The following is a 22,154-nucleotide window of genomic DNA, read 5'->3' as shown; positions in this document are numbered from 1 at the left end:
AGCGCCTTTTTCCATGAACGACCAACGATTCGGCAAAATACTCATCGTAGATGACAACGAAGACCTCCTAAAGGCGGCAAAAATTTTTCTCAAGCGACATTTTGCACAGGTGGATACCGAAACCAATCCGGATCTACTGCCGATCCTGACCCACAATGAAAGCTATGACGTGATCCTGCTCGACATGAACTTCACCAAGGACGTGAGTTCAGGCCAAGAGGGATTTTACTGGTTGGACAGAATATTGGAGCTGGACCCATCCGCAGTCGTGGTGCTGATCACGGCCTATGGCGATGTGAATCTTGCCGTAAGGGCGATCAAAGAAGGAGCGACAGACTTTGTGTTGAAGCCTTGGGAAAATGAGCGCCTGCTGGCCACGCTGAATTCCGCACTGAAACTGAGACAGAAAAAGCTCGAAGTTAATCTCCTCAAAGACCAAAAAGACACCCTACAGCAAGACGCTGACAACAAATTCAAAGACATCATCGGCCAAAGCGGGGCGATGCAGCAAATTTTTGAAACCATAGAGCGGGTCGCCGCGACCGATGCCAATGTGCTGATCTTGGGAGAAAACGGTACCGGAAAAGAACTGATCGCACGCGCGATTCACCGACATTCGCGCAGAAGCCGAGAGGCGTTTGTGGGAGTGGATTTAGGATCCATCACGGCTACCCTCTTTGAGTCGGAACTTTTTGGCCACAAAAAGGGATCCTTTACCGATGCCAAGGAGGACCGAGCTGGCCGATTTGAACAGGCGCATAAAGGCACGCTCTTCCTCGATGAAATCGGCAATCTTCCCCTCCCACTCCAGGCAAAACTCTTGGCCGTACTTCAAAACCGACAGGTCACCAGAGTCGGTGCCAACCGTCCTGTGGACGTCAATATTAGACTGATTTCGGCGACAAATTTGTCTGTACACAACATGGTGTATGACAACACCTTCCGCCAGGATTTGCTGTACCGCATCAATACTATCGAAATCCAACTTCCGCCACTGCGGGAAAGAGTCAACGACATCCCACTTTTAGCAGATCACTTCATCGCTTTTTACTCCAAAAAATACAACAAAGACATCCGCAAAGCCTCTGAACCTCTGCTCAAGCGAATGATGAAATACCACTGGCCGGGAAATATCCGCGAACTCCAGCACAGCATCGAGCGGGCGGTCATCATGAGTAGTCACAACGTGCTGCAGCCGGAAGACCTCTTTTTACAAAAAATGGCTCAACCTGATCAAAAGGAAGAATCAGTCAGTCTAGAGCACCTGAACATCGAAGATGTCGAGCGGATATTGATTCGCAAAGCACTTCAAAAACACAACGGTCACATCACCCGCGCTGCGGACGAGTTGGGCTTGACTCGATCTTCGCTTTATAGAAGACTGGAAAAATATGGTCTATAAGAGGTTTTCAGTTGGGATTTCTTTACGGATCGCATTGATTACAACATGTTTGTTTCTGGGGATTTGGTTGTTCTATGCCCAAAATCTTTGGCTTGCACCGGCGATTTTGGCTCTGATCGTCATTTTCCTAGCCGGAGAAATGATCTATTACGTCAATTCGATCAATCACAAATTGGCCCGCTTTCTCGACTCCATTCGATTCACCGACTTTTCGTCTTCGTTTACATCAGACAGCAAGATGGGAGGTTCATTTCGCGAAGTGAACAAAGCCTTCAACGAGGTGATGGAAGTCTTCAAGCAAACCCGTGCCGAAAAGGAAGAGCAGATGCTATTCCTTCAGATCATCATCCAGCACATCAATACTGGAATTATCTCTTTCAATTCAGCCGGAAAAATCGGTGTGATCAACAATGCCGCCAAGCATTTGCTTCAGATCCCGCAGTTCAGGGACATCACAGACCTGGGCAAGCTCTCCCCTAAGCTTCTCAAAGAGGTGACCGACATGAAGCCCGGACAACGAATTTCCTTTCGGGTGAACAGCAATCTTCACCTGATCATCCAATCCGCCTCGCTCAAGATGGGAGGCCAAAGCTGGTCATTGCTTTCCCTCCAAAACATCAACGCAGAACTCCAATCCAACGAACTAGAAGCCTGGCAAAACTTGACCAAAGTCCTTCGTCACGAGATTATGAATTCGATCACGCCAATATCGAGTTTGGTGGAGTCGCTACGCACGATCCTAGACGAGGACAGCTATGTACAGCAAGAGGGATTCTTGATCAAAAAAGACGGTTTTCAAGACATTCAAGAAGGTTTGGACACTATTGCCAACCGGAGCAAGGGATTGGTCTCTTTTGTAAATGCTTACCGGGACTACACTAATATTCCCGAACCAAAAAAGGAGCTGATTCCGGTTCGAGTGCTTTTTGAAAACGTAATCGGTCTGATGAAAGAAGAGCTGAAGTCGAAACACATTGACATCCAAACTGAGATTGTACCCCTCGAATTGGAGGTGCTTTGCGACCCGGACCAGATCACAATGATCCTGATCAATCTAGTCAAAAATGCCGCGGAATCCGTCCAAAATCAGGCTGACCGGACTATTTTTCTCAGGGCCTTGGGCCAGGGCGATCTGGGAACCAGCATTCAGGTCGAGGACAACGGAGCGGGAATCATACCAGAGGCGCTGGAGCGAATTTTTGTCCCCTTCTATACGACAAAGAAAACCGGATCAGGGATCGGATTGGCCATCTCCAGACAGATCATGAACCTTCATCGAGGCAGCCTACAAGTGACTTCAATTCCAAATGAACGCACGGTTTTTTCTCTGAATTTCAGGTAGGCATGCGGTAGGAAAATTACCCTATTCTAAAAAAAACGCCATCAGTTTGAGCATCTTAGTGGGATAGATTGTAAATTCTGAAAAAACTTTCAGATGAAAAACCCAACTATAACCGAAGGAAAAAATGCGGCGTATCAGCTCTCAGGGCTGATCTACGGGGTCACACTCGACGGAGTGGTCGATCGGAATGAATTTCAGGCTTTGAAGGATTGGTGTCGGGAATACGCGCGGATATGTGAACAGGAGCCGTTTCATCACCTTTACGAGCAAATCAAACCGATCATCGATGAGGGCAAGGTCAACTCCGAAGAACTGGAACAAGTCAAAACCATCTTAAGAACCTTTCTAGCTGAACTTGGTGCCGACGGTGACCCCGCCACCAACATCCATTTCTTGGGAGGAGTCTTCCACGGGATTGTGGCCAGCGGGGATGTCAATACCTACGAGATCTACAAACTCAACAAATGGCTGGAAAAACACAGTCAACTTCAGACCCAATCTCCTATCGACGAATTGGCCGAGCTTCTTAAAACCGTGCTGGAGGACAAAAAAGTGGATGAAGATGAGGCCAAACAATTGAAAGACTTTTTCCTAAAACATATGGGGTGACAATCGGTGTGATGGCCCACGCTAGTCCGATTAACTAATCCTATAAGCTTTGATTTCTTGCTCCTCTAGATCCGATTTCTAGCTACATGCGTACTTTAGCTCAAAGATCACGTTCCGAATTTTAATGAATATGCTGAACAGTTACTATCCTTCGAGCGTTTCCCATTTACCAAGAGAAAATTCCACCCATGATTTACCTAATGCCATTTGTTAAAAAAACAATTCCAGCGCTTATGATGAGTTTGATATTTAGCCTTCTAATGGCTTGCGGCAGTCCCTCTGCAGAGAAAGAAGCCACTGACAGGAGTTCTGAATCGGCTTCTACAGAAACTTTTTCCTCCAAGACACAGCTAGCAACATTCGCCGGAGGGTGTTTTTGGTGCGTAGAAGCTCCCTTTGAAGGTATTGACGGCGTTATCTCTGTTGTTTCTGGCTACGCTGGAGGTAAAGAAAAGAACCCAACCTACGGTGAAGTATCCTCCGGCAAGACTTCACATCGGGAATCTGTTCAAATCACTTTTGATCCTGAAGTCATCAGCTATTCAGAACTAGTAGACATCTTCTGGCAAACCTATGACCCTACCGATGTGGGTGGATCCTTCTTCGATCGCGGTTCTCAGTACGAGTCCGCAATTTTCTTTCATGATGCCAGCCAAAGACAAGTTGCTGAAGACAGTAAAGCTCGTCTAGATGATTCCAAACGATTTGGCAAACCGATCGCCACACCGATTATCAAGTACACCAATTTCTATGCTGCAGAAGAATACCATCAGGACTACTACAAAAAGAGCCCAGATGAATACTACGCTTACAGAAATGGATCAGGGCGTGACGCATTTATTAAATCGCACTGGCCCGAACTGAGCGCAAAAAAATATCCAGATCCCTCCAAATCAGAGCTTAAAGCCAAACTGACCGATTTGCAGTACGAAGTCACCATGGAAGATGCTACTGAATATGCCTTTCAAAACGAATACAATGGAAATAAGGAATCTGGAATTTATGTTTGCATCGTATCAGGCGCGCCACTATTTAGCTCGAAAGACAAATACGAATCGGGGTCGGGTTGGCCAAGCTTCACCAAGCCAATTGACGCTCGAGCCTTGGAAAAGCCCATCGATAGATCTGCAGGCATGACTCGGGTGGAAACCCGAAGTAAATTCGGAAAGAGCCATCTTGGTCACTCCTTTTACGATGGCCCAGAGCCCACAAACCTTCGCTATTGCATGAATTCCGCGGCGATGAAGTTTATTCCGAAAGCTGAGATGGAAGCTGCTGGATATGGCGATTACTTGTGGTTGGTCGACTAAAAGACCGAGAAACCCTGAGAAGCACCAGGTTCAAATCGGTGCGGTATTCAAAAAAAATGGCGTCCAGAGGGCGCCATTTTTTTGTTTGCTCATAAGTTTTAATCACATCACTGATTATATTTAGTCAAACATATTCTTGACTTATGAAAAAATTTGCCTGGATCGCCGGCCTGATTCTCGTAGTGGTACTTGGAATCGTTTTTTGGTGGAAGTTCTATTTTGTATTCGGTGAAGGCGTGAAAGCCGGCAGTCTCAACTATTTTGTAAAAAAAGGAGTCGTGTTCAAAACGTGGGAAGGCCGAATGGTCCAGGAAGGCTTTCAAAGCCCGACCTCCGGTGCACTACAAAGTAACGAGTTTCGATTCAGTGTCACTGACGAAGAAGTGGCTGCAATACTGGAGCGCAATTCGGGCAAACACCTCGAACTGCGCTATGAGGAATTTAACGGCATGCTGCCATGGAGAGGCACCAGCGAATTTGTTGTAACCGAAGTGATCAACAGTTCAGAATCTGCCGAGACGGACGGCAGTACCCTTCCAATCAGCAAGTAATCAAGGCTTTGCCCAGTAGTCAACCACGGTTACGTTTGCCAAACTGGATCCGAGAATAGCTCCAAATGCTTTGTGGGCCGGATGTGGCAAGTAGGCATCTCGATCTGCCTCAGAATGAAACGTCAGCGTAAATGCATGGGTCAAACCCTGATTCAAACCTTCCGGACTGTTGTTAGTACCCCATTCAAATCCTTTGATCTCGGAGATCTCTGAAGGAAGGGCTTTGAAGGCGTCGATGATTTTGTGAATTTCTTCAGGCGAGACGGTTTCTTTGAATCCAAAAAGGACAACGTGACGGAGTACAGAATCTGGCATAGCTACTTCTTTGACGATTGGTGAGGTTTCGGTTACAGTTTCTTCAATGGTCTCCACCGACTTAGGCTCAGTACATGACCAGAAAAGCACAATAGGAATGAGATAGATTAGCTTTTTCATAGATGAGTTAATTTTCCTTGAAACTAAAAAGAAATCGTCTCTAAATCCCCAAAATCAAATCTTTGACCGAATTTTTCTAATAAAACACAAAAATGAACATCGCCTGCTTCAGCACCAAGTCCTATGATCGACAGAGTTTTGACCGCATCTTGCCTGAATTCGGGCACTCTTTCAGTTATTTCGAAGCCAAACTCGATATCCATACGGTATCTCTTGCAGAAGGTCATGAGGCAATCTGTACGTTTGTCAACGACCATATTGATGCCGCTATCGTCAAAAAATTGAAACAGCTCGGCATCAAACTGATTGCTCTCCGATGTGCAGGGTACAATCAGGTCGACCTGGATGCCGCTGAGACGAATAAATTGAAAATCGTGCGTGTACCGGCTTACAGCCCCGAAGCGGTAGCTGAGCATGCGATTGCGCTAATTTTAACTTTGGCAAGAAAGACCCATAAAGCGTACAACCGTGTCCGCGAAAACAACTTTTCACTCGAAGGTCTAACCGGTGTAAACATTCATGGCAAAACCATCGGCGTGATCGGCACCGGCGCGATCGGCCGGGCTTTTTGCAGGATTGCGAAAGGATTTGGCTGCAAAGTGATCGCGTATGATATCTACGAAAATGAGGAAATGAAACAACTGGGCGTCACTTATCTCCCTTTGAACGAGGTCCTTTCCAGCAGTCATATCATCTCGCTGCATTGCCCACTGACTCCAGAAACCCACCACCTCATCAACGCAACTACGATCAAACACATGCAGGACGGTGTTGCGCTGATCAATACCAGTCGGGGGGCGCTGATCGAAACCAAGGCTGCTATCAAAGCCCTGAAAAACAAAAAGATCGGCTACTTCGGAATCGACGTGTACGAGCAGGAAGAGAATATTTTCTTCAAAAATCTGTCCGAAGAAATCATGCAGGACGAGCAGATTGCACGGCTGATGACGTTCCCTAATGTGCTGGTCACAGGCCATCAGGCATTCCTGACCAAGGAGGCTTTGGCACAAATCTCCCAAACGACTTTAACCAACATCACGGCATTTGAAAATGGAGAAGAGTTGGTTAATGAAGTGAAAGCGTCCTAAAAAAGAAAATCCCCGCCGGTAAGCCTGCGGGGATCTTTTTAGTAAGAAGAGTTCTGATTAACGAACAACCTTTACGTTAACGGCATTGATGCCTTTCTTTCCCTGTACCAAGTCGTACTGAACTTTGTCGTTTTCACGGATTTCGTGAACCAGACCGCTGTGGTGTACGAATACGTCTTCGCTGTTGTCATCTGGAGTGATGAATCCGAAGCCTTTGGTAGTGTTAAAGAATTTTACTGTTCCTTCATTCATGATTTCTGAAATTTTGATTTGTTTTTACTCGGTTTTGATTTGTTTGTGTTGAATTTGCTTTTTTTACAATTGGCGGTTCCGGTGGAGTGTCAGAGAAATTTCCAAACTCATCGACGTAGACGATCATATTGTCGAGGCTTCCGTCTTTAGGCTGAGATTTGCGATCCAGTTTCTTTTCGAGCTTCTCCTTTTGCTTCCGCTTCTTCAGTTCTGCCTTTTGTTTTTTAATGAATGTGTTTTGATTTTTAGACATAGGTCAGATTTTAATTTACAAAAGTGATGGCGTGGCCGACTTTGCCGGCGCGGCCAGTCCTGCCGATACGATGGATGTAGGCATCCATGGTCATCGGTAGCTGATAGTTGATCACATGAGAGACATCAGCTACGTCGATTCCTCTGGCAGCGACATCAGTAGCTACCAGCACCCTTATTCCCCCTTTTTTGAACTCGTCGATCATCTTGACCCGAAAGTTCTGGGACTTATCTCCATGAATCTGCCCCGCAGCGATGCCGGCTTGATTCAGTTTTTTTGCGAGCCTGTCGGCAAGTCGTTTGGTTTCTGTGAAAAGAATCACTTTCTCCATATCCGGACTTTTCAACATATTGATCAGCATGTCGCCCTTTTCAGCGCCTTCAGGCACCTTTACGGTCTGCTGTTCTATGTTTTCGTTGGTACCTCCGGCATTTTCCACGATCACTTCGATCGGATTGTGGAGCAGCGTGGAGATCAGTTGTTTTTGCCCAGGCTCAAGTGTCGCAGAGAAAAGTAGTGTCTGATCGCGTCTTCCGATCAGGTTCACGAGCTTTTTCACGTCATTGACAAAACCCATGTCCAGCATGCGGTCAAATTCGTCCAAAACGAGCGTATTGACTTGATTCAATTTAAGCAACTTTCTGTCAGAAAGATCCAACAACCTACCCGGTGTACCGACAACCACTTGAAGCTTGCGCTCCAGCTGCTTGTAATCCGAATTGATATTCGTTCCGCCGATGAAAGTAGCAGAATACAGGTGCAAGCCTTTGGTCAAGCTCTTGAATTCCTCTTCAATCTGTAGCGCAAGTTCCCGTGTCGGAGTCACCACCAGGGCGGTATAGTTCCGGGGATCTTTCAACGCATGCTCAATGATCGGAATCAAAAACGCGGCGGTCTTACCAGAACCCGTCTTGGAGATCGCCATCATGTCTCTTCCGTCCAGCAGGGGCAGGATGGATTGTTCCTGAATCGTGGTAAGGGTTTGATAGCCCTTGGCCAGGATATTGGCCAACAGTCTTTCATTTAGACTGAGGTCGTTAAAGGATTTTTCGGTACGAAAACCAGCCTGACCGGTTGGCTTGGCTTTCTTCACAAAAAGCGATGGATCAAGCGTAGATTCCTTTTTCTTTTTCACTTGCCTTCTGTCCACAACTCCGTTTCGGGGTGTGGAAGGCTTTGTATTTCTTCTAGATATACTCATGGGATTTTGTTCAAGCTTTGACTGCTACCATCTCTGTATTACCTAGGTAGTACAGCATTTTGAAATGGGACTGCAAAGCATCAAAAAATGTCTTTTTTGAATGATATGGAATATTGAATTCGGCCGCAGTGGCCTTTACAATCGGGGCAATTTTCCGATAGTGCACGTGACAGATATCGGGAAACAAGTGATGCTCTACCTGATAGTTAAGACCACCGATCATCCAGGAAAATATCCTGCTTCGTTCGGAGTAGTTGCAAGTAGTAGCCAATTGGTGCAGCATGCGCTCACCCTCTACGGTGCCGTGTTCGTCGGCTTGGGGAAAATTTACATCAGGCATAATATGAGCAGTCTGAAAAACCAGTGAAATGCTCAAGCCTGTAATAAAATGCAGGACAAAAAATGCCAGCAAAATCTCACCAATCCCAAATGGAGAAAACAGAATCGGAAGACCCAGTGTAAACAGATAGTAGACAATTTTCCAAGCTGCGATCTTGATTACGGTGTTTCTATAGATGTTCTTGCCTTTGATCAGCCCCATGCTATAGTAGCGGTTGAACCTGATGAAATCCTTGGAAGTAATCCAAGAAATAGTGGAAAGTCCGTAGAAAAACCAGGTGTACCAGTGCTGATAAGGGTGGAGGGAATTCCGCTCTACATTGGGAGTAAATCTCAAAAAGAAAGGCGCGTTGATATCGTCGTCACCTTCCGAGATATTGGTATAGGAGTGGTGTAAGACATTGTGCTGGATCCTCCAAACAGTGGCATTTGCACCTACCATATTGAGCGTATATCCCAGCAATTTGTTAATTAGGGGGTTTTTGGAGTAAGTGCCGTGAATGGCATCATGCATGACTCCCATTCCGATACCGGCCATACCAAAACCAGTGATGATAAAACAGGCAAATAGCTGCCAAGTTTGGCTTGCGACCCCAGTGATCACCAAGATCATGGGCACAAAATAAAGACTCACCATGACTAGTGTCTTGATGATCATCTCTGAATTTGCAAACTTAGATTTTTGGGTGGATTTGAAGTAAGCGTTTACTCTGCTTTTGAGAGCAATGGAGAAATCAGACAAATCTGATTCCGCAAAACGGATAGTCTTGATAAGTATGTCTTTTAAGTGGAACGAAATCTTGAATTGTTGAAAGGGTTGTAAACTGCAAATTTTAATCCAGAAAATGAAGTGATCACTTTTTGAATTAAAAAAGTAGAAGAAGAAGAATTAATACCCTTACTGGAGAACTCTTGATTTGCTACTTAAGCAGGCATAGTACCGATGCTAAACTTGATGACAAGTACCGAAAACATTTCTTCGATGGCACAAAGGTGGGAAAAGGGATCCGCTTTTCCTAATTCAGCACTAAATGAAAAGGACTACTGCCATGAAGAAACCTAACTTCATCGCCACTCTGATCTATTCAATTAACGGTTTTTCCTGCGAGAGGCCTGCTTTTCAGGCCGACAGAAGGCTGATTTCTTCGAATTCAAAACCAACCAATACTTAGCTCCAAGCCACGAAAGCTTAAGATCCTGAGCTGCAACACCTAGTTCCAAAACCAATTTACAATCCCATTGAAATGAATCATGTCCACTTTGTTGTAGATCTGATTGGAGCTCAGATTTTCAGATTTCATAGGCTCCTTATTCATCAAAATAAAATGAAATTCAAAATTCTTGAGTTTGGTTGGATGATATTTCAACCCAAGGTTTAGCTGATAGTAGCTTGGAAAATTATATTTATTTATAGCAGCATCTGACATATCAGCTAGCCAGTGAAACCCCAAATGTCCGTAAATAACGAGTGGCGTTTTTGCAAACCCATATTCTCCGTAAGCCACCAAAGCATCGACAGACTCAAAGCCCTCATTACGCTCTCTGGGCACAAAGGTGTACCAAGCGTCCTTGCCCCATTCGCGAGGACTTAGCCATCTCCCCCTACCGCCGACATGAGTATAGTTAAGATGCGTGATCCAGCGAGAATTATTCCAACCCAGCCGGCCCGACAAGACGTAGTTGCGGTCAGAAGGTGCTTTGTATCGGAGATTTGGATCGGCATTGCCTCCGTTGCCTACCCCATGTTGAAATCCAGATTGGAAACCCCAAAGGATGCTACCCTTCTGCTTTGGCTTGGTTGATGCTATTTCCAACCAATAAATAGAAAACAGATTTTCTGCAAACGTGTTTGAGAATTTCAACTTTGCATTTTTGCCAGTTTTTCGATGGATCTCCAGGATCGCCAGCAAGTCACTGTCGGTCTGACCAAAGTAATTTCCAGGCTGTCCCTCGACGCTCCGTCCCTGAGGAAAGACTCCGACCGACTCCCCCACTTCCAGCCATTCGCTAGTGCCCCGGACGCCAAACTTTCCGATGCCCCAAAGGGAAAAACTCCACTTGGAATCTGGCATAAACCATAGTCTTACTCCTTCAACAGCCGTGGGAGAAAGTCTCCCGTCCTGTGCATTGACCCAATCCGAATTGATGCCCATACGGCCTGCTTTCACTCCGAATTTTAGGGTGGAATATTCTAGGGAAAAAGTCTCCAGCTGTCCAAAAAACCGATCAGTCGCATTTAGGATATCAAAAAGACCTGTTTCATACCTGTTGGCTTGACCAGTAGTGGGATCGGGCCTCCAGATCTCAGAACTCGTCACATTAGCAAACGCACGATAACCCACCTGGAATTTCCAATGCTCCAAAATTTCGGCTTTCAAGCCCAAATTCAAACTCATTCCCAACGCAAAATCATCCTTAAACTCCACATCTGGATAGCTGGTATTCATCCAAAATGTCCTAAACTGAACATCAGGCAAAACACTGACCTTCTTTTCCTTCTCCTGTGCCCCCGCTATGATCGGTAGGTACAGCAAAAGAAAAATAGCGACTGCTATTCTCTTCTTCACTTGAATTTTGCTTTTGCTTCTTTGATTGGCTGAAAGGGTCCAAACTTGTGTTGCTGCTCTGAGAATTCATCCGAAAAAGGGCCAAAGGGATGATCCATTGGCTTTTTGGATTTGTCCGGCCAATCCATTGACAGATCCTTCTGCGGTCGATCCAGGCTGTTGACATAAGCAGCAACATCCCAAGCTTGCTGATCGGTAAGAAGCGGCCTCTGGTAACTAGCTCCAAAAGGCATATTCGCTTTCACATAGCCTGCGAATCGCGATAGGCGAAAAAGACCCGCACCGGAATTATAGCTGTTTTCACCCCACAGCGGGGGATACAAGTATCCGGAATTGTCAGCGTTGGCAATACCTTGTCCATCAGTCTGATGGCAACTTGCGCACTGCGTATCATACACTGATCTGCCTCTGACCGGATCCGCAGCTCTGTCCAAAATCGGCACGTCATATAGTCCGACACCTTTGGGGGACTCCCCTTTTGGCACTTCTTTGCCCAACCATGCAATGTAAGCAACCATTGCGTTCATCTCCTTGGAATCACGGGACAGTGTCTGACCGTTTAAACTTCGCTCCAGACAATCGTTGATCCGTTTCTGGATATCTTCGGATTGACCTGATCTGGCGCGTACTTTCGGATAGTTGGCTGCCACAGCACTGTAATTATTACCCAGCGGGGCGGTACCGGCCTTTAGGTGGCAGTTTTGGCAATTCATTCCGTTGGACATGGCCCGGACTTTTCCCCGTGGACCTAAGTATTCAGATGTATTGGCAATCAGATCTCTCCCATACTTGATCTCGTCGCCGTTTGGCATATCGTCGAGTTCGGACAGATCGGGCGCCCTCCACATACCTGTAGAATCGTCCAGCGGCTGGATCTTTGCTGTTTCCACCAAAGTCTTCGGAGCTTCCGCACCCTTTTCCGTCGGTTCAGGTAAGGATATGCCCAATGTGGACAATAACAAAACCAAACCTACACCCCCTACTAGCGTCACTGATAACCCCAACAGAGCAACCAACAAGGAGATTAGTTTGACAAATGGCTGGATTGACGCTTTCATAGTGATCGAACAAGGTACAAAAGTCAGGTATTTCAGGTACTACTTGCAGTGACTCCTGTCACATGATACCAAGTAAATGAAAACTACAGCATCCCAACCGCCACAATGGGGCTTCGGTCAACGCTACTTCAAAAAACACTAACTCCAGAACCAACACCAGATTGATGGATTCAACACCAATACAAGTGTCCTGCGCTGTACTCACTAAAAGCTAGACTCAATCATCTAGGCAGAAGAAGTCGAGAGTTACCCTCAGATTTTCTAATTAATCATTCTCCGTGACTTCATGAAACCTGTGCAATAAATACCAGCTTTACCCCTACTCTTCCTTCTACAAAATACCGTGCTCCCTCCTTAAAGAGAGACAACTCCACCACATTTCCGCCGACACATTCTGCAAGATAATTGATAGAAAGCTGGCTTGGAAAAAGGTTGATTTCGGCCATCATGTTTTCTACCCACCGGATATAGCTGGTGTTGTTGACATGGTAGTTGAGGTCGAGGTCAGAAAATCTCACTTTGATCGTCTCTGACCCTACTAACGCTCCTTTTGCTAAGATTTTCTGCGGCTGTCGTTCGGGTTTCATCGAGGGATCAAAAAGCGCCGGAGGCAGCACGGCCACGGGTTTTTGGATACGTTTGGTGGTCGAGTTGAGCAGTAGCCAAGAGGACGTTCCTCGGATTAATACCCGCTCCTGCTGGTCCCACACCATAAAATCACGAAAGGCAAACAACTTGTCAGCACCGGTGGAGCCCGTAAACAGTCGGATGGAATCTCCCCATTTTGGAAATTGGATGATGTTGAAGTCTAGTCGAGACAGGGCCCACATCAGGCTCATTCCAGAGAGGTTTCTTCCAAATTCCGCAGAATCTGCATGCGCCCAAGCGATCTCCTGAAACAAATCTGCCAAGGAGGTAAGGCGGATATTTCCATCAGGATTGACCTGAAAAGAACCTACTTCAAACGTTTTAGAAAATTGGAAGTTTTCGGGTAAACTCATGTACTTACTTTTTTGGGGAATTTGGGTGGGATCAAAAACACTTTTTTACGAAAGCTCGAAAGTAATAAAATCCCCATCCCACACATTGCTACCAGCGCAAAGGATATTTTCAAATCAAACAATTCTGCCACAAACCCAATCAAAGGAGGCCCAAGCAAAAACCCAAAAAAGGAAATCGTGGACACTAAAGCAAGGGCCACACTCGGAGAATACAGCTTAGATCTACCGGCAATCCCATAAGACAGCGGTATGATCGAGGCCACTCCCAGTCCCACCAATAGAAATCCGAAGGTCGCTGCCCACACGTGAGGGAAAAGCACTGCGATCAGCAATCCTGCAAAAATCAAAAATCCACTAACCTGAATCACCGCGACTTTGGTATATCTGGCTGCAAGCTTGTCGGTGACAAATCGCCCGGAGGCCATCGCTCCCATGAAAGCGACATAACCCAACGCCACCAACTCCGGGTCGGCGAGAATCACTTTTTTGAAATAGACGCCACTCCAATCAAACATACAACCCTCGGCCATCATGCCTAGAAAAGCAATCAAGCTGACTCGTAGCAACAGAGAATCCGGTTTTTTCAAGACAAGCCCTCCACCTCCAGAAGATTTCTCTTCTTTCACAATCAAGCCTTTTGCAAAAAATATAATCGTCAACGATATGAGGGTGACTACACCGAAATGCTGTGCTGGATTCATTCCCAACAGTATCAAGGCTGCACCCAATCCTGCACCTGTAAATCCGGCCAGGCTCCATAGGCCATGGAAGGACGCCAGAATGCTCTTTCCCATCTGATCCTCCAAGTTCAATCCCTGCGTGTTCATTGAGATATTCATCACGTTCCCGAGCATTCCGTAGCAGATCAGCACCGGCAGCAGCATCCAGGTAGACGTGCTCAATCCGATCAACGGCAAGGTCAGGGCGTAGGCCACTCCACCGAAAATACTCACGCTTCGGCTACCGAAACGGTGCACCGCCCAGCCTGCAATCGGCAGTCCAATCACCGATCCAATCGGTAAAAAGAGCAATAAAGTCCCCAATTGCCCTTCCGACAGGTTAAACTTAGTTTGGATGTCAGGGATCCGGGAGGCCCAGGTAGAGAAGCAAAGACCGACGAAAAAAAACATCGCTCCCACGGCCGTACGGCGTTTGGAAAGGTAATTCATGAATTTAATAGGTTGGTTTAATAGGTGGTCAAAGGTAGCCAAATTGCCCCGCAAATCGGGAAAGATTCACCGAAGAGGCAAACTATTGTCGAGAGACGCTAGTTTTGTCAAAAAAGAACGCAAATGGAGTTTGTAATCGTGGGAGCAGTGATCATCTCAGCCATCTTTCTGATCAGGTTTATCATGAAGAAGGTGTTTGACTAAGGTGGGAAGCGGGAAGCATCCGGTCAATATACCTTTGGAAGATAGTCGTGTTAGCAAAAAAAGCTGTCAGCAAAAGCCTTGACGTGTACCAAAACAAGGCACCCCTATTTCTAAGATGGAATAGAGCCTAGAAAACAATCTATTCTCTTTGGAAAAACATCGTTTCGTTTTATGGGATGTCTGATATCTTTAGGGAAATCTTTGGAGAGCCAGCTAGTCCCCCGAAATGGACGCAAAATGCGCTTCCCCAAGACCAACCTCAGGACAAATTTATGTTCCAATAAGGAAAAAAGACAATGTTGGCGATCTTGGAAAATATGGTATGGCCTGCCCTTTACATCAGTGAGGAGCTTAGAAATTTTTGGTTTCTGGTTTTCGGGACAGTTGCAATTGAAATATTCATAATCAAATCCTTTTTAAAATACCCGTGGGCAAAATCCATCATTTCTTCGGTGATTGGAAACTTGGTGTCAGGGTCTGTCGGGACTTTTACTATGATTTGGGCGATGTTAATTTGGCACGGAGTTGTCGACGACTTTGTGCCCCATGCGACATTCGACACGATAAACTGGGTGGCGACATACCTCTTAATGTGCGTAGGAAGTGTACTTCTTGAGGCCTTGACAGTCAGCATTATCTTTAAAGATAAAATAAAAAGGCTTTTCTTACCCTTGTTGACAGGTAACCTACTGACCTACATTTTTATAGCCTTTTCAATGGCAACAGCGAATGGAAAAGATTCCGATGAGGGAGCGGTCGGCAAAGTTCTAGAAGTTCCAATTGAAACCCTGCTTGACTTAAAGTGTTATCAGGAAATTGGATGGAGTCCTCGAAAATTGCCAACAGCGAGTTAAGACTGTCATCTAAATAAAAAAACAGCCCCTGGTTTAGGTTCGACAAGCTCACCTACTAGGGACTAGTTCAACTTATGCTCCTAAAATCAATTCGGCAATTTATCGGCAAACTTACCATACACCCAAGTTCCCGCCAAAGCCGAAATCAACGTCACCAGCACCACGGTATAACCACTGCCGATTTGGGCAAAAAGCGGTCCGGGACAAGCCCCTGTGATCGCCCAACCCAAGCCGAAGATAAATCCACCGATGATCTGGCCTTTTTTAAATTCTTTATCCGGAATCACCACAGTCTCCCCGTGCATACTTTTGATGTTCAATCGCTTGATCAGCTGCACCGAGATCATCCCCGTCACCACAGCCGAACCGATCACCCCATACATGTGGAAGGACTGGAGGCGGAACATCTCCTGGATTCTAAACCAGGAAATGATCTCGGCTTTGACAAAGACAATCCCGAAAAGTGTTCCCAAAATGAGGTATTTCAAGAGCTCCCAGCCCTTTTCGTGCTCCTTCCGAAGATTGGGCGCGACACAGTTTGGGTCTTGGGCGGCGATATTTTTCATTTCTACTTTTGACATGTTCTTGTTGGTTTAGAGTCCTACCAGCTTCATCAATGGCTCCATGAAGACATGGGTCATCAGAAATCCACCGATCATAAAGAAAATCGTAGCGATGACCGAAGGCCACTGGAGATTGCTGATCCCCATGATGGCGTGACCGGAAGTACAACCTCCGGCGTAGCGCGTACCAAACCCGACCAAAAACCCTCCAATCACAAAGAATAGCAGGCCTTTTCCTGTACCGATTTGCTCCCAGGAAAAGATATCAGTCGGCATCAAGGTGGTGAAATCTGTAATTCCCAGGGCCCTCAGGTCAGCCTGTGTCGCTTCAGAAATAACAATCGCGGAAGGATCTGCCAGAAAGTTGGCTGCGATAAATCCACCAACACCTATTCCGAGGACGAAAAGAAGATTCCAGATTTCCTTCTTCCAATTATAAGAGAAAAAAGGAATGCCAGCCGGGACGCAGGCAGCGCATATATGCCTCAATGAAGAGGAAATTCCGAAGGTCTTGTTGCCAAGCAGCAAGAGTGCGGGAACGGTAAGGCCGATCATTGGCCCGGCCACATACCAAGGCCAGGGCTGCGAAAGCCAGTGTAGGAATGAATTCATCGTTGGAAGTTTGAAATGGTAAGGGGAAAGGCGTAAGTGATAAGTGGTGAGCAGAGAGAAGCGGCCTAACGTCGGATCTCGCCATCAATAAATGGAATAGCGTGCACCCAGAGGGAAGCCAAAGGGAATGTCACCCTGAGTGAAGCCGAAGGGGGGGGACTTCGACTCCGCTCAGCCTGACAACACCATAGTCCACCTGACACCGTTATGTGCTCGATCTAACAAGCTAATAGCTAATCTATACCCTCTAGATACTTGCTACTAGATACTTGCTACTCAAAGTAGTGTCGTCGGACACACATAGTCCGTAAGGGGGAATTTGCCCGATTCTTTGATGTCTTTGAATCCACCCTTGATATCTATCAAGTTGTCATATCCTCTCGCTCTCAAGATAGAATTGAAGATCATGGAGCGGTAGCCACCTGCACAGTGCACATAGTAGGTCTTATCCTTGTCCACTGAGGCCATGCTCTCGTTAATAAAATCCAAAGGAGCATTTTCGGCGCCGATCACATGTTCGGAGAGATACTCTGAATTCTTACGCACGTCCAGTATAGCGGCATCCGGTTGATTGGAAACAATCTCCGCCAAGTCTTCCACGGAAATTGAAGTGATCTTATCGACTTCTTTTCCGCTTTCTTTCCACGACTGAAATCCTCCCTTGAGGTAACCTATCGCATAGTCATAGCCAACTCTAGCCAATCTGGTGATCACTTCTTCTTCTTTTCCTTCTTCAGCCACCACGAGGATTTGCTGCTTGAGGTCTGGAATCATCGCTCCTACCCATACCGCGAAGCTTCCTTCTATTCCGATATTAATCGAGTTCGGAACAAAGCCTTTGGCAAACACCTCTGGCGCACGCGTATCCAAGATCAAGGCACCGGTTTCATTGGCCGCAACCTCAAATTCTAAAGGGGTCAGAGGTCTCACACCACGTTCCAAGACTTCATCTATGCTATCATAGCCTTGAATATTCATCATGACATTTTGAGGGAAATACGCGGGAGGCGGCGTCAGTCCTGTCAGGACTTCTTTTGTAAACTGCTCCTTGGTCATCTCCTGAAGCGCGTAATTGGTTTTCTTTTGATTGCCTAAGGTGTCGGAGGTTTCCTTGCTCATATTTTTGCCGCAGGCTGAACCTGCCCCGTGAGCCGGATAGACGATCAAATCATCCGAAAGCGGCATGAGTTTGTTTCGAAGAGAATCATAGAGATGTCCGGCAAGCTTTTCCTGAGTCAGATCTGAAGAGACTTTCTGTGCCAAATCAGGCCGACCCACATCCCCGATAAACAAGGTATCCCCAGTGAAGATCGCTTCTTCTTTTCCCTCCTCATTGATCAAAAGGTAGCAAACCGACTCCATCGTATGCCCCGGAGTATGGAGCACTTTGATTTTGGCTTTGCCTAATGTAAATTCTTGATTGTCTTTTGCGATGGTGGCTTCGAAACCCATATGCATCTCTGTCGGCCCATACACGATCTGGGCGCCGGTTTTGGCTGCCAGGTCTTGGTGTCCAGAGACAAAATCCGCATGGAAGTGGGTTTCAAACACGTATTTGATTTTAGCGTTTCTCCGTTCCGCCTTTTCAATATATGGCTGTACCTCTCTCAGCGGGTCAATTACCGCCGCTTCTCCATCAGACTCTAAGTAGTAGGCTCCCTGTGCCAGACATCCGGTATAAATTTGTTCGATTTTCATATCACTAGCTATTTATTTTTCCTTCTAAAACTTTTGATAAAATTATTGACTAGGCGATAAAGGCTAAAGGACTTTTATCACACAAGAGTTCATGCATTTGCCTGAACAGTAGAACTGATTACTTGAATCAATTGATGCGCGGGAATTACGCCGGACTGCCTCCACAGCACTTTCCCTTTCTGGAAAAGGATTAAAGTCGGCACCCCTCTTACCTGAAATTTACTGGCGGCAAGCGGGTTCTTATCTACATCCACCTTTACAATTTTCACTTTGGCACCCAACTGCCGAGAGGTTTCTTCCAAGATCGGCTGCATCGATTTGCAGGGTCCACACCAAGTAGCAAAGAAATCAACCAAAACAGGAATTTCTCCTTCGATCAGTTCTTGAAAAGTTTTTGCTTGAGCGCTCATACAATGTCATTCATATTGATACAACACAAAAGTAATGGCCCAAGATCAAACCTTCGGTAATTTTTGTCACCGACCGTTTTTCCCAGTTATCCCACAGGAGTTTTAAAAAGTGCTAAAAAATCCGGACTTGGAGTAAAATTTTATATTTTCGCCCCCTACTAATTTTCCGTTTTAATGCTCAATTATAAGCAGATCAATAACGTCACCGGCTGGGTCATTTTTGCTGTTGCCACGCTGGTATACATCCTGACCGTAGAACAAACCGCCAGTTTTTGGGATCCGGGAGAATTCATCGCTGTCTCTTATAAGCTGCAAGTACCTCACCCTCCGGGAGCTCCGTTTATGCTGTTGGTTTATCGGTTCTTCAGTTTCTTGGCTATGGGCGATGGACTACAGGTCGCTTATTGGATGAACGTCGGCAGTGCGCTCTTCTCCGGATTTACCATTCTTTTCCTGTTTTGGTCGATTACTCTATTTGGTAAAAGAATCTTCGCCATCAAAGATGGGCAAGAAACCAAAGGTCAAACTATCGCCTTGATGGGCTCTGCGATCGTTGGTTCGCTGATCTACACCTTCTCTGACAGCTTCTGGTTTTCTGCGGTGGAAGCGGAAGTTTACGCGATGTCATCATTCTTCACAGCGATTGTAATTTGGGCGTTTTTGAAGTGGGAAGTCATTCAAGATCCGAAGATGGAAAACCGCTGGATGCTTTTCATCGCCTATTTGGTTGGTCTTTCTATTGGGGTTCACCTGCTCAATCTGGTGACTTTGCCTGCCTTGGCGCTGGTTTATTATTTCAAAAAATATCACGAACCGAGCCTGAAAGGAGCGTTTTTCGCGATGTTTCTCGGAGGCGTCGCCCTGATCATCATCAACAACCTGATCATCCCGGGGCTGCCGAGCACCGCTGCTTCCATGGAGATCTTCATGGTCAACAGTATCGGACTTCCCTTCGGATCCGGCATCATAGTCTTCAGCATTCTATTCCTCGGAGCATTAGTATATGGCATCCGATATTCTATTCAAAAGCAACACGCGATCCTCAACACCATACTGCTTTCGTTGACTTTCATCCTGATCGGCTATGGTAGTTATGCCTTGGTGATTGTCCGATCCAACCAGGATCCGATTATCAACGAAAACGGCCCGTCGGACATCATCAGCTACGTCTCTTACCTGAAGCGCGAACAGTACGGCTACCGTCCTTTACTCCACGGCCAATACTTCACCGCACAATTGGTCGAGCAGGAAGAAGGAGCGCCAGTCTATATGAAGGGCAAAGACAAGTACGAGATCGTCGACTACGAACTAAAAAACACCTACGATCCAAGCAAGACGACGATCCTGCCAAGAATCTATTCCACTCAGGAAAATCACAAACGACTCTATCGCTCCAAGTTGGGACTTAAAGAAGGTCAGGAACCGACTTTTGGCGACAACCTCTACTTCATGTTCAGCCATCAACTGGGACATATGTATTGGAGGTATTTCATGTGGAATTTTTCCGGGAGGGAAAGTGACTTTACCGATGCGCCTTGGATAGGATTGACAGACGCTTTTGGAGACAAATACCCAGACTACATCACGGAAAACAAAGGCCACAATAACTACCTGATGCTGCCTTTGATCCTCGGATTGATTGGAGTATTCTTTCAGGCCAAGAAAGATCCAAAATATTTCTATGTCAACCTGATGCTCTTCCTGATGATGGGCGTGGTGCTGGTACTATACCTCAACTCCCCTCCTGTCGAGCCCCGCGAAAGAGATTACATCTACGTAGGTAGCTTCTACGCCTTTGCGATTTGGGCTGGCTTGGGCGTCTTGGCGATTGCGCATGGACTGACCAAACTCACCAAAAACCTCAGTACCGCTGCGATTATCGCTACCTTGATCACCTTGCCAATAGCAGGGTTGATGGGTGCCCAAAACTGGAACGACCACGACAGAAAAGGTCGATTCTTCTCGGTGGATTCGGCAAGAAACTTTTTGGCTTCCTGTGCACCCAATGCTATTCTGTTCACCGGTGGTGACAACGACACGTTCCCGCTTTGGTATGTACAAGAAGTGGAAAACTTCCGAACAGATGTCCGGGTGATCGTCTTGAGCTACTTTGACACGGATTGGTATGTCAATCAGATGACGCGACCAGTCAACGAATCCGAGGCGCTGCCATTTTCTTTGGCTCCGGAGCGCTACCAAAAAGGAACCAACGACGTGCTGTATGTGATGGAGCAGGAAAACCTGAACGCCATCTCCGCTTCAGAATATCTCAGACTGTTGAACTCCGGCTCTGATCTGCTCAAGATGAAAACTAGCGGCAAGAGCGTCGTGAATATGGTTCCATCCCGCAATTTGATCCTTGAAGTGGATAGTAGCTTTTTGGCAAATGATGAGATCGTTCCGACTCAGTTTCAGGAGTATTTTGCGCCGCAGATGAATCTGCAAGTCACCGGGAACTATGTAACCAAAGGCACCTTGATGCTGATCGACTTAATCACGAGCAACAATTGGGAGAGACCAATCTACTTCAACAATACGTCCCTTTCCACGATTGGGATCAATGTACAGGATCACGTGGTGATGGAAGGAATGACCTATCGCCTGCTTCCGATTCGCAAGCCAGACTTCATCCGAGACGAGCTGGTCAATACCGATCTCGCTTACCAGAACTACATGGAGAAGTTTGCCTTCCGTGGCATGGACAATCCCGATGCTTACCTCGACGAGGAGTACCGACGATTTGCTTCCAATCACAGAAGCTCGCTGAATACGATCGTGATGGCGCTGTTGGATGAAAATAAGATGGAGCAAGCAGCGACTTTGCTTAACTATGGCTTGCAAACGATGCCAAACTCAGCGATCCCTTACGACCTGAGCAGTGGACAATCCGTTCCGCTTTTCTTTGAAGTCGGCGAAGATGAAAAAGCCATGGATATCATCGACAAGATCTCCAAAAAGTCGCTGGACATGATCGAGTTTTATACCCGAGAAAACCGGAGTTATGACCGGGAGATGATGATATCTATCGAGATGGTCAAATATTTCATTCCATTGCTGGAGGAAAGAGGCTATCAGGAAGAGGCACAAAATCTTAAACTGAGGCTGGAAAGCCTGATCGGCGCAGACAGTGCAGCACCGGGCAGACTGGAGCGGCGATAAGCAGCTGGCAATAGCAAAACCAAAAGGGGATTCGACAATGCTGTCAAATCCCCTTTTGGTTTTGCTTCAATATCTTT

General features: G+C 46.4%; 21 protein-coding genes. 8 read left to right on the top strand and 13 right to left on the bottom strand.

Annotation, left to right across the window (positions count from 1 at the left end; genetic code table 11):
- The first annotated feature begins 13 nt into the window (after window positions 1–13).
- From ABD031_RS20945 to ABD031_RS20925, 5 genes are all read left to right on the top strand, one after another.
- Entirely contained in the window at window positions 14–1,402 is a 1,389-nt protein-coding gene (locus ABD031_RS20945; protein ID WP_343854832.1) for a sigma-54-dependent transcriptional regulator, read from the top strand.
- On the top strand, window positions 1,392–2,744 hold the full coding sequence (locus tag ABD031_RS20940) for a sensor histidine kinase (RefSeq protein ID WP_343854830.1): 1,353 nt from the start codon (window positions 1,392–1,394) through the stop codon (window positions 2,742–2,744). Before ABD031_RS20945 ends, ABD031_RS20940 begins: the two co-directional genes overlap by 11 nt.
- A 93-nt stretch (window positions 2,745–2,837) precedes the next feature.
- Window positions 2,838–3,353: a hypothetical protein gene (locus tag ABD031_RS20935; RefSeq protein WP_343854829.1), complete on the top strand. Its 516-nt coding sequence runs from the start codon at window positions 2,838–2,840 to the stop codon at window positions 3,351–3,353.
- A 233-nt stretch (window positions 3,354–3,586) separates the two neighbouring features.
- Window positions 3,587–4,663 (top strand): peptide-methionine (S)-S-oxide reductase MsrA, encoded by a 1,077-nt coding sequence (gene msrA / locus ABD031_RS20930; RefSeq protein WP_343854827.1) that lies wholly within the window; start codon window positions 3,587–3,589, stop codon window positions 4,661–4,663.
- Between the two features lie 143 nt (window positions 4,664–4,806).
- The gene (locus ABD031_RS20925) at window positions 4,807–5,214 is read left to right on the top strand and encodes a hypothetical protein (protein WP_343854825.1); all 408 of its coding nucleotides are present in this window, start codon (window positions 4,807–4,809) and stop codon (window positions 5,212–5,214) included.
- Here ABD031_RS20925 and ABD031_RS20920 read toward each other — a convergent pair whose 3' ends face one another.
- Window positions 5,215–5,649: a Dabb family protein gene (locus tag ABD031_RS20920; protein WP_343854824.1), complete on the bottom strand. Its 435-nt coding sequence runs from the start codon at window positions 5,647–5,649 to the stop codon at window positions 5,215–5,217.
- A gap of 92 nt (window positions 5,650–5,741) precedes the next feature.
- Between ABD031_RS20920 and ABD031_RS20915 the strand changes: the two genes are divergently transcribed.
- On the top strand, window positions 5,742–6,737 hold the full coding sequence (locus ABD031_RS20915) for a 2-hydroxyacid dehydrogenase (protein ID WP_343854822.1): 996 nt from the start codon (window positions 5,742–5,744) through the stop codon (window positions 6,735–6,737).
- A 57-nt stretch (window positions 6,738–6,794) separates the two neighbouring features.
- On the opposite strand, the gene ABD031_RS20910 is transcribed toward ABD031_RS20915, so the two are convergent.
- The 8 genes from ABD031_RS20910 to ABD031_RS20875 form a co-directional block, all read right to left on the bottom strand.
- Window positions 6,795–6,989: a cold-shock protein gene (locus ABD031_RS20910; RefSeq protein WP_343854820.1), complete on the bottom strand. Its 195-nt coding sequence runs from the start codon at window positions 6,987–6,989 to the stop codon at window positions 6,795–6,797.
- Window positions 6,982–7,242 (bottom strand): cold-shock protein, encoded by a 261-nt coding sequence (locus ABD031_RS20905; RefSeq protein ID WP_343854818.1) that lies wholly within the window; start codon window positions 7,240–7,242, stop codon window positions 6,982–6,984. Before ABD031_RS20905 ends, ABD031_RS20910 begins: the two co-directional genes overlap by 8 nt.
- A gap of 10 nt (window positions 7,243–7,252) precedes the next feature.
- A complete protein-coding gene (locus tag ABD031_RS20900; protein ID WP_343854816.1) occupies window positions 7,253–8,443 on the bottom strand; it encodes a DEAD/DEAH box helicase in 1,191 nt (396 codons plus the stop codon).
- Window positions 8,444–8,453: 10 nt separating this feature from the next.
- Complete coding sequence (locus ABD031_RS20895) at window positions 8,454–9,440, bottom strand: fatty acid desaturase family protein (RefSeq protein ID WP_343854815.1); 987 nt, start codon at window positions 9,438–9,440, stop codon at window positions 8,454–8,456.
- 553 nt (window positions 9,441–9,993) lie between these two features.
- Window positions 9,994–11,349, bottom strand: coding sequence for a hypothetical protein (locus tag ABD031_RS20890; RefSeq protein ID WP_343854812.1), 1,356 nt, complete (start codon window positions 11,347–11,349; stop codon window positions 9,994–9,996).
- Window positions 11,346–12,407: a c-type cytochrome gene (locus ABD031_RS20885; RefSeq protein ID WP_343854809.1), complete on the bottom strand. Its 1,062-nt coding sequence runs from the start codon at window positions 12,405–12,407 to the stop codon at window positions 11,346–11,348. The genes ABD031_RS20890 and ABD031_RS20885 overlap by 4 nt, the downstream gene beginning before the upstream one ends.
- 284 nt (window positions 12,408–12,691) lie before the next feature.
- Window positions 12,692–13,408 (bottom strand): acyl-[acyl-carrier-protein] thioesterase, encoded by a 717-nt coding sequence (locus ABD031_RS20880; RefSeq protein WP_343854807.1) that lies wholly within the window; start codon window positions 13,406–13,408, stop codon window positions 12,692–12,694.
- A complete protein-coding gene (locus ABD031_RS20875) occupies window positions 13,405–14,577 on the bottom strand; it encodes an MFS transporter (RefSeq protein ID WP_343854806.1) in 1,173 nt (390 codons plus the stop codon). The genes ABD031_RS20880 and ABD031_RS20875 overlap by 4 nt, the downstream gene beginning before the upstream one ends.
- Window positions 14,578–15,077: 500 nt before the next feature.
- Between ABD031_RS20875 and ABD031_RS20870 the strand changes: the two genes are divergently transcribed.
- Window positions 15,078–15,635, top strand: coding sequence for a hypothetical protein (locus tag ABD031_RS20870; RefSeq protein ID WP_343854805.1), 558 nt, complete (start codon window positions 15,078–15,080; stop codon window positions 15,633–15,635).
- 86 nt (window positions 15,636–15,721) lie between these two features.
- On the opposite strand, the gene ABD031_RS20865 is transcribed toward ABD031_RS20870, so the two are convergent.
- The 4 genes from ABD031_RS20865 to trxA all read right to left on the bottom strand — a co-directional run bounded on the left by ABD031_RS20865 (window position 15,722) and on the right by trxA (window position 18,918).
- Window positions 15,722–16,216, bottom strand: coding sequence for a DUF6691 family protein (locus ABD031_RS20865; protein ID WP_343854803.1), 495 nt, complete (start codon window positions 16,214–16,216; stop codon window positions 15,722–15,724).
- A gap of 12 nt (window positions 16,217–16,228) precedes the next feature.
- Window positions 16,229–16,810: a YeeE/YedE family protein gene (locus ABD031_RS20860; RefSeq protein WP_343854802.1), complete on the bottom strand. Its 582-nt coding sequence runs from the start codon at window positions 16,808–16,810 to the stop codon at window positions 16,229–16,231.
- Window positions 16,811–17,086: 276 nt separating this feature from the next.
- Complete coding sequence (locus ABD031_RS20855; RefSeq protein ID WP_343854801.1) at window positions 17,087–18,508, bottom strand: MBL fold metallo-hydrolase; 1,422 nt, start codon at window positions 18,506–18,508, stop codon at window positions 17,087–17,089.
- An 89-nt stretch (window positions 18,509–18,597) separates the two neighbouring features.
- Window positions 18,598–18,918 (bottom strand): thioredoxin, encoded by a 321-nt coding sequence (gene trxA / locus ABD031_RS20850; protein WP_343854800.1) that lies wholly within the window; start codon window positions 18,916–18,918, stop codon window positions 18,598–18,600.
- Window positions 18,919–19,092: 174 nt separating this feature from the next.
- Between trxA and ABD031_RS20845 the strand changes: the two genes are divergently transcribed.
- Window positions 19,093–22,077: a glycosyltransferase family 117 protein gene (locus ABD031_RS20845; protein ID WP_343854799.1), complete on the top strand. Its 2,985-nt coding sequence runs from the start codon at window positions 19,093–19,095 to the stop codon at window positions 22,075–22,077.
- Window positions 22,078–22,154: the final 77 nt, after the last annotated feature.

The organism is Algoriphagus jejuensis, from assembly GCF_039523455.1.
GTDB classification, from domain to species: domain Bacteria; phylum Bacteroidota; class Bacteroidia; order Cytophagales; family Cyclobacteriaceae; genus Algoriphagus; species Algoriphagus jejuensis.
Note: the sequence above shows the minus strand (reverse complement) of the source record. Positions and strands in the feature narration are given on the sequence as shown.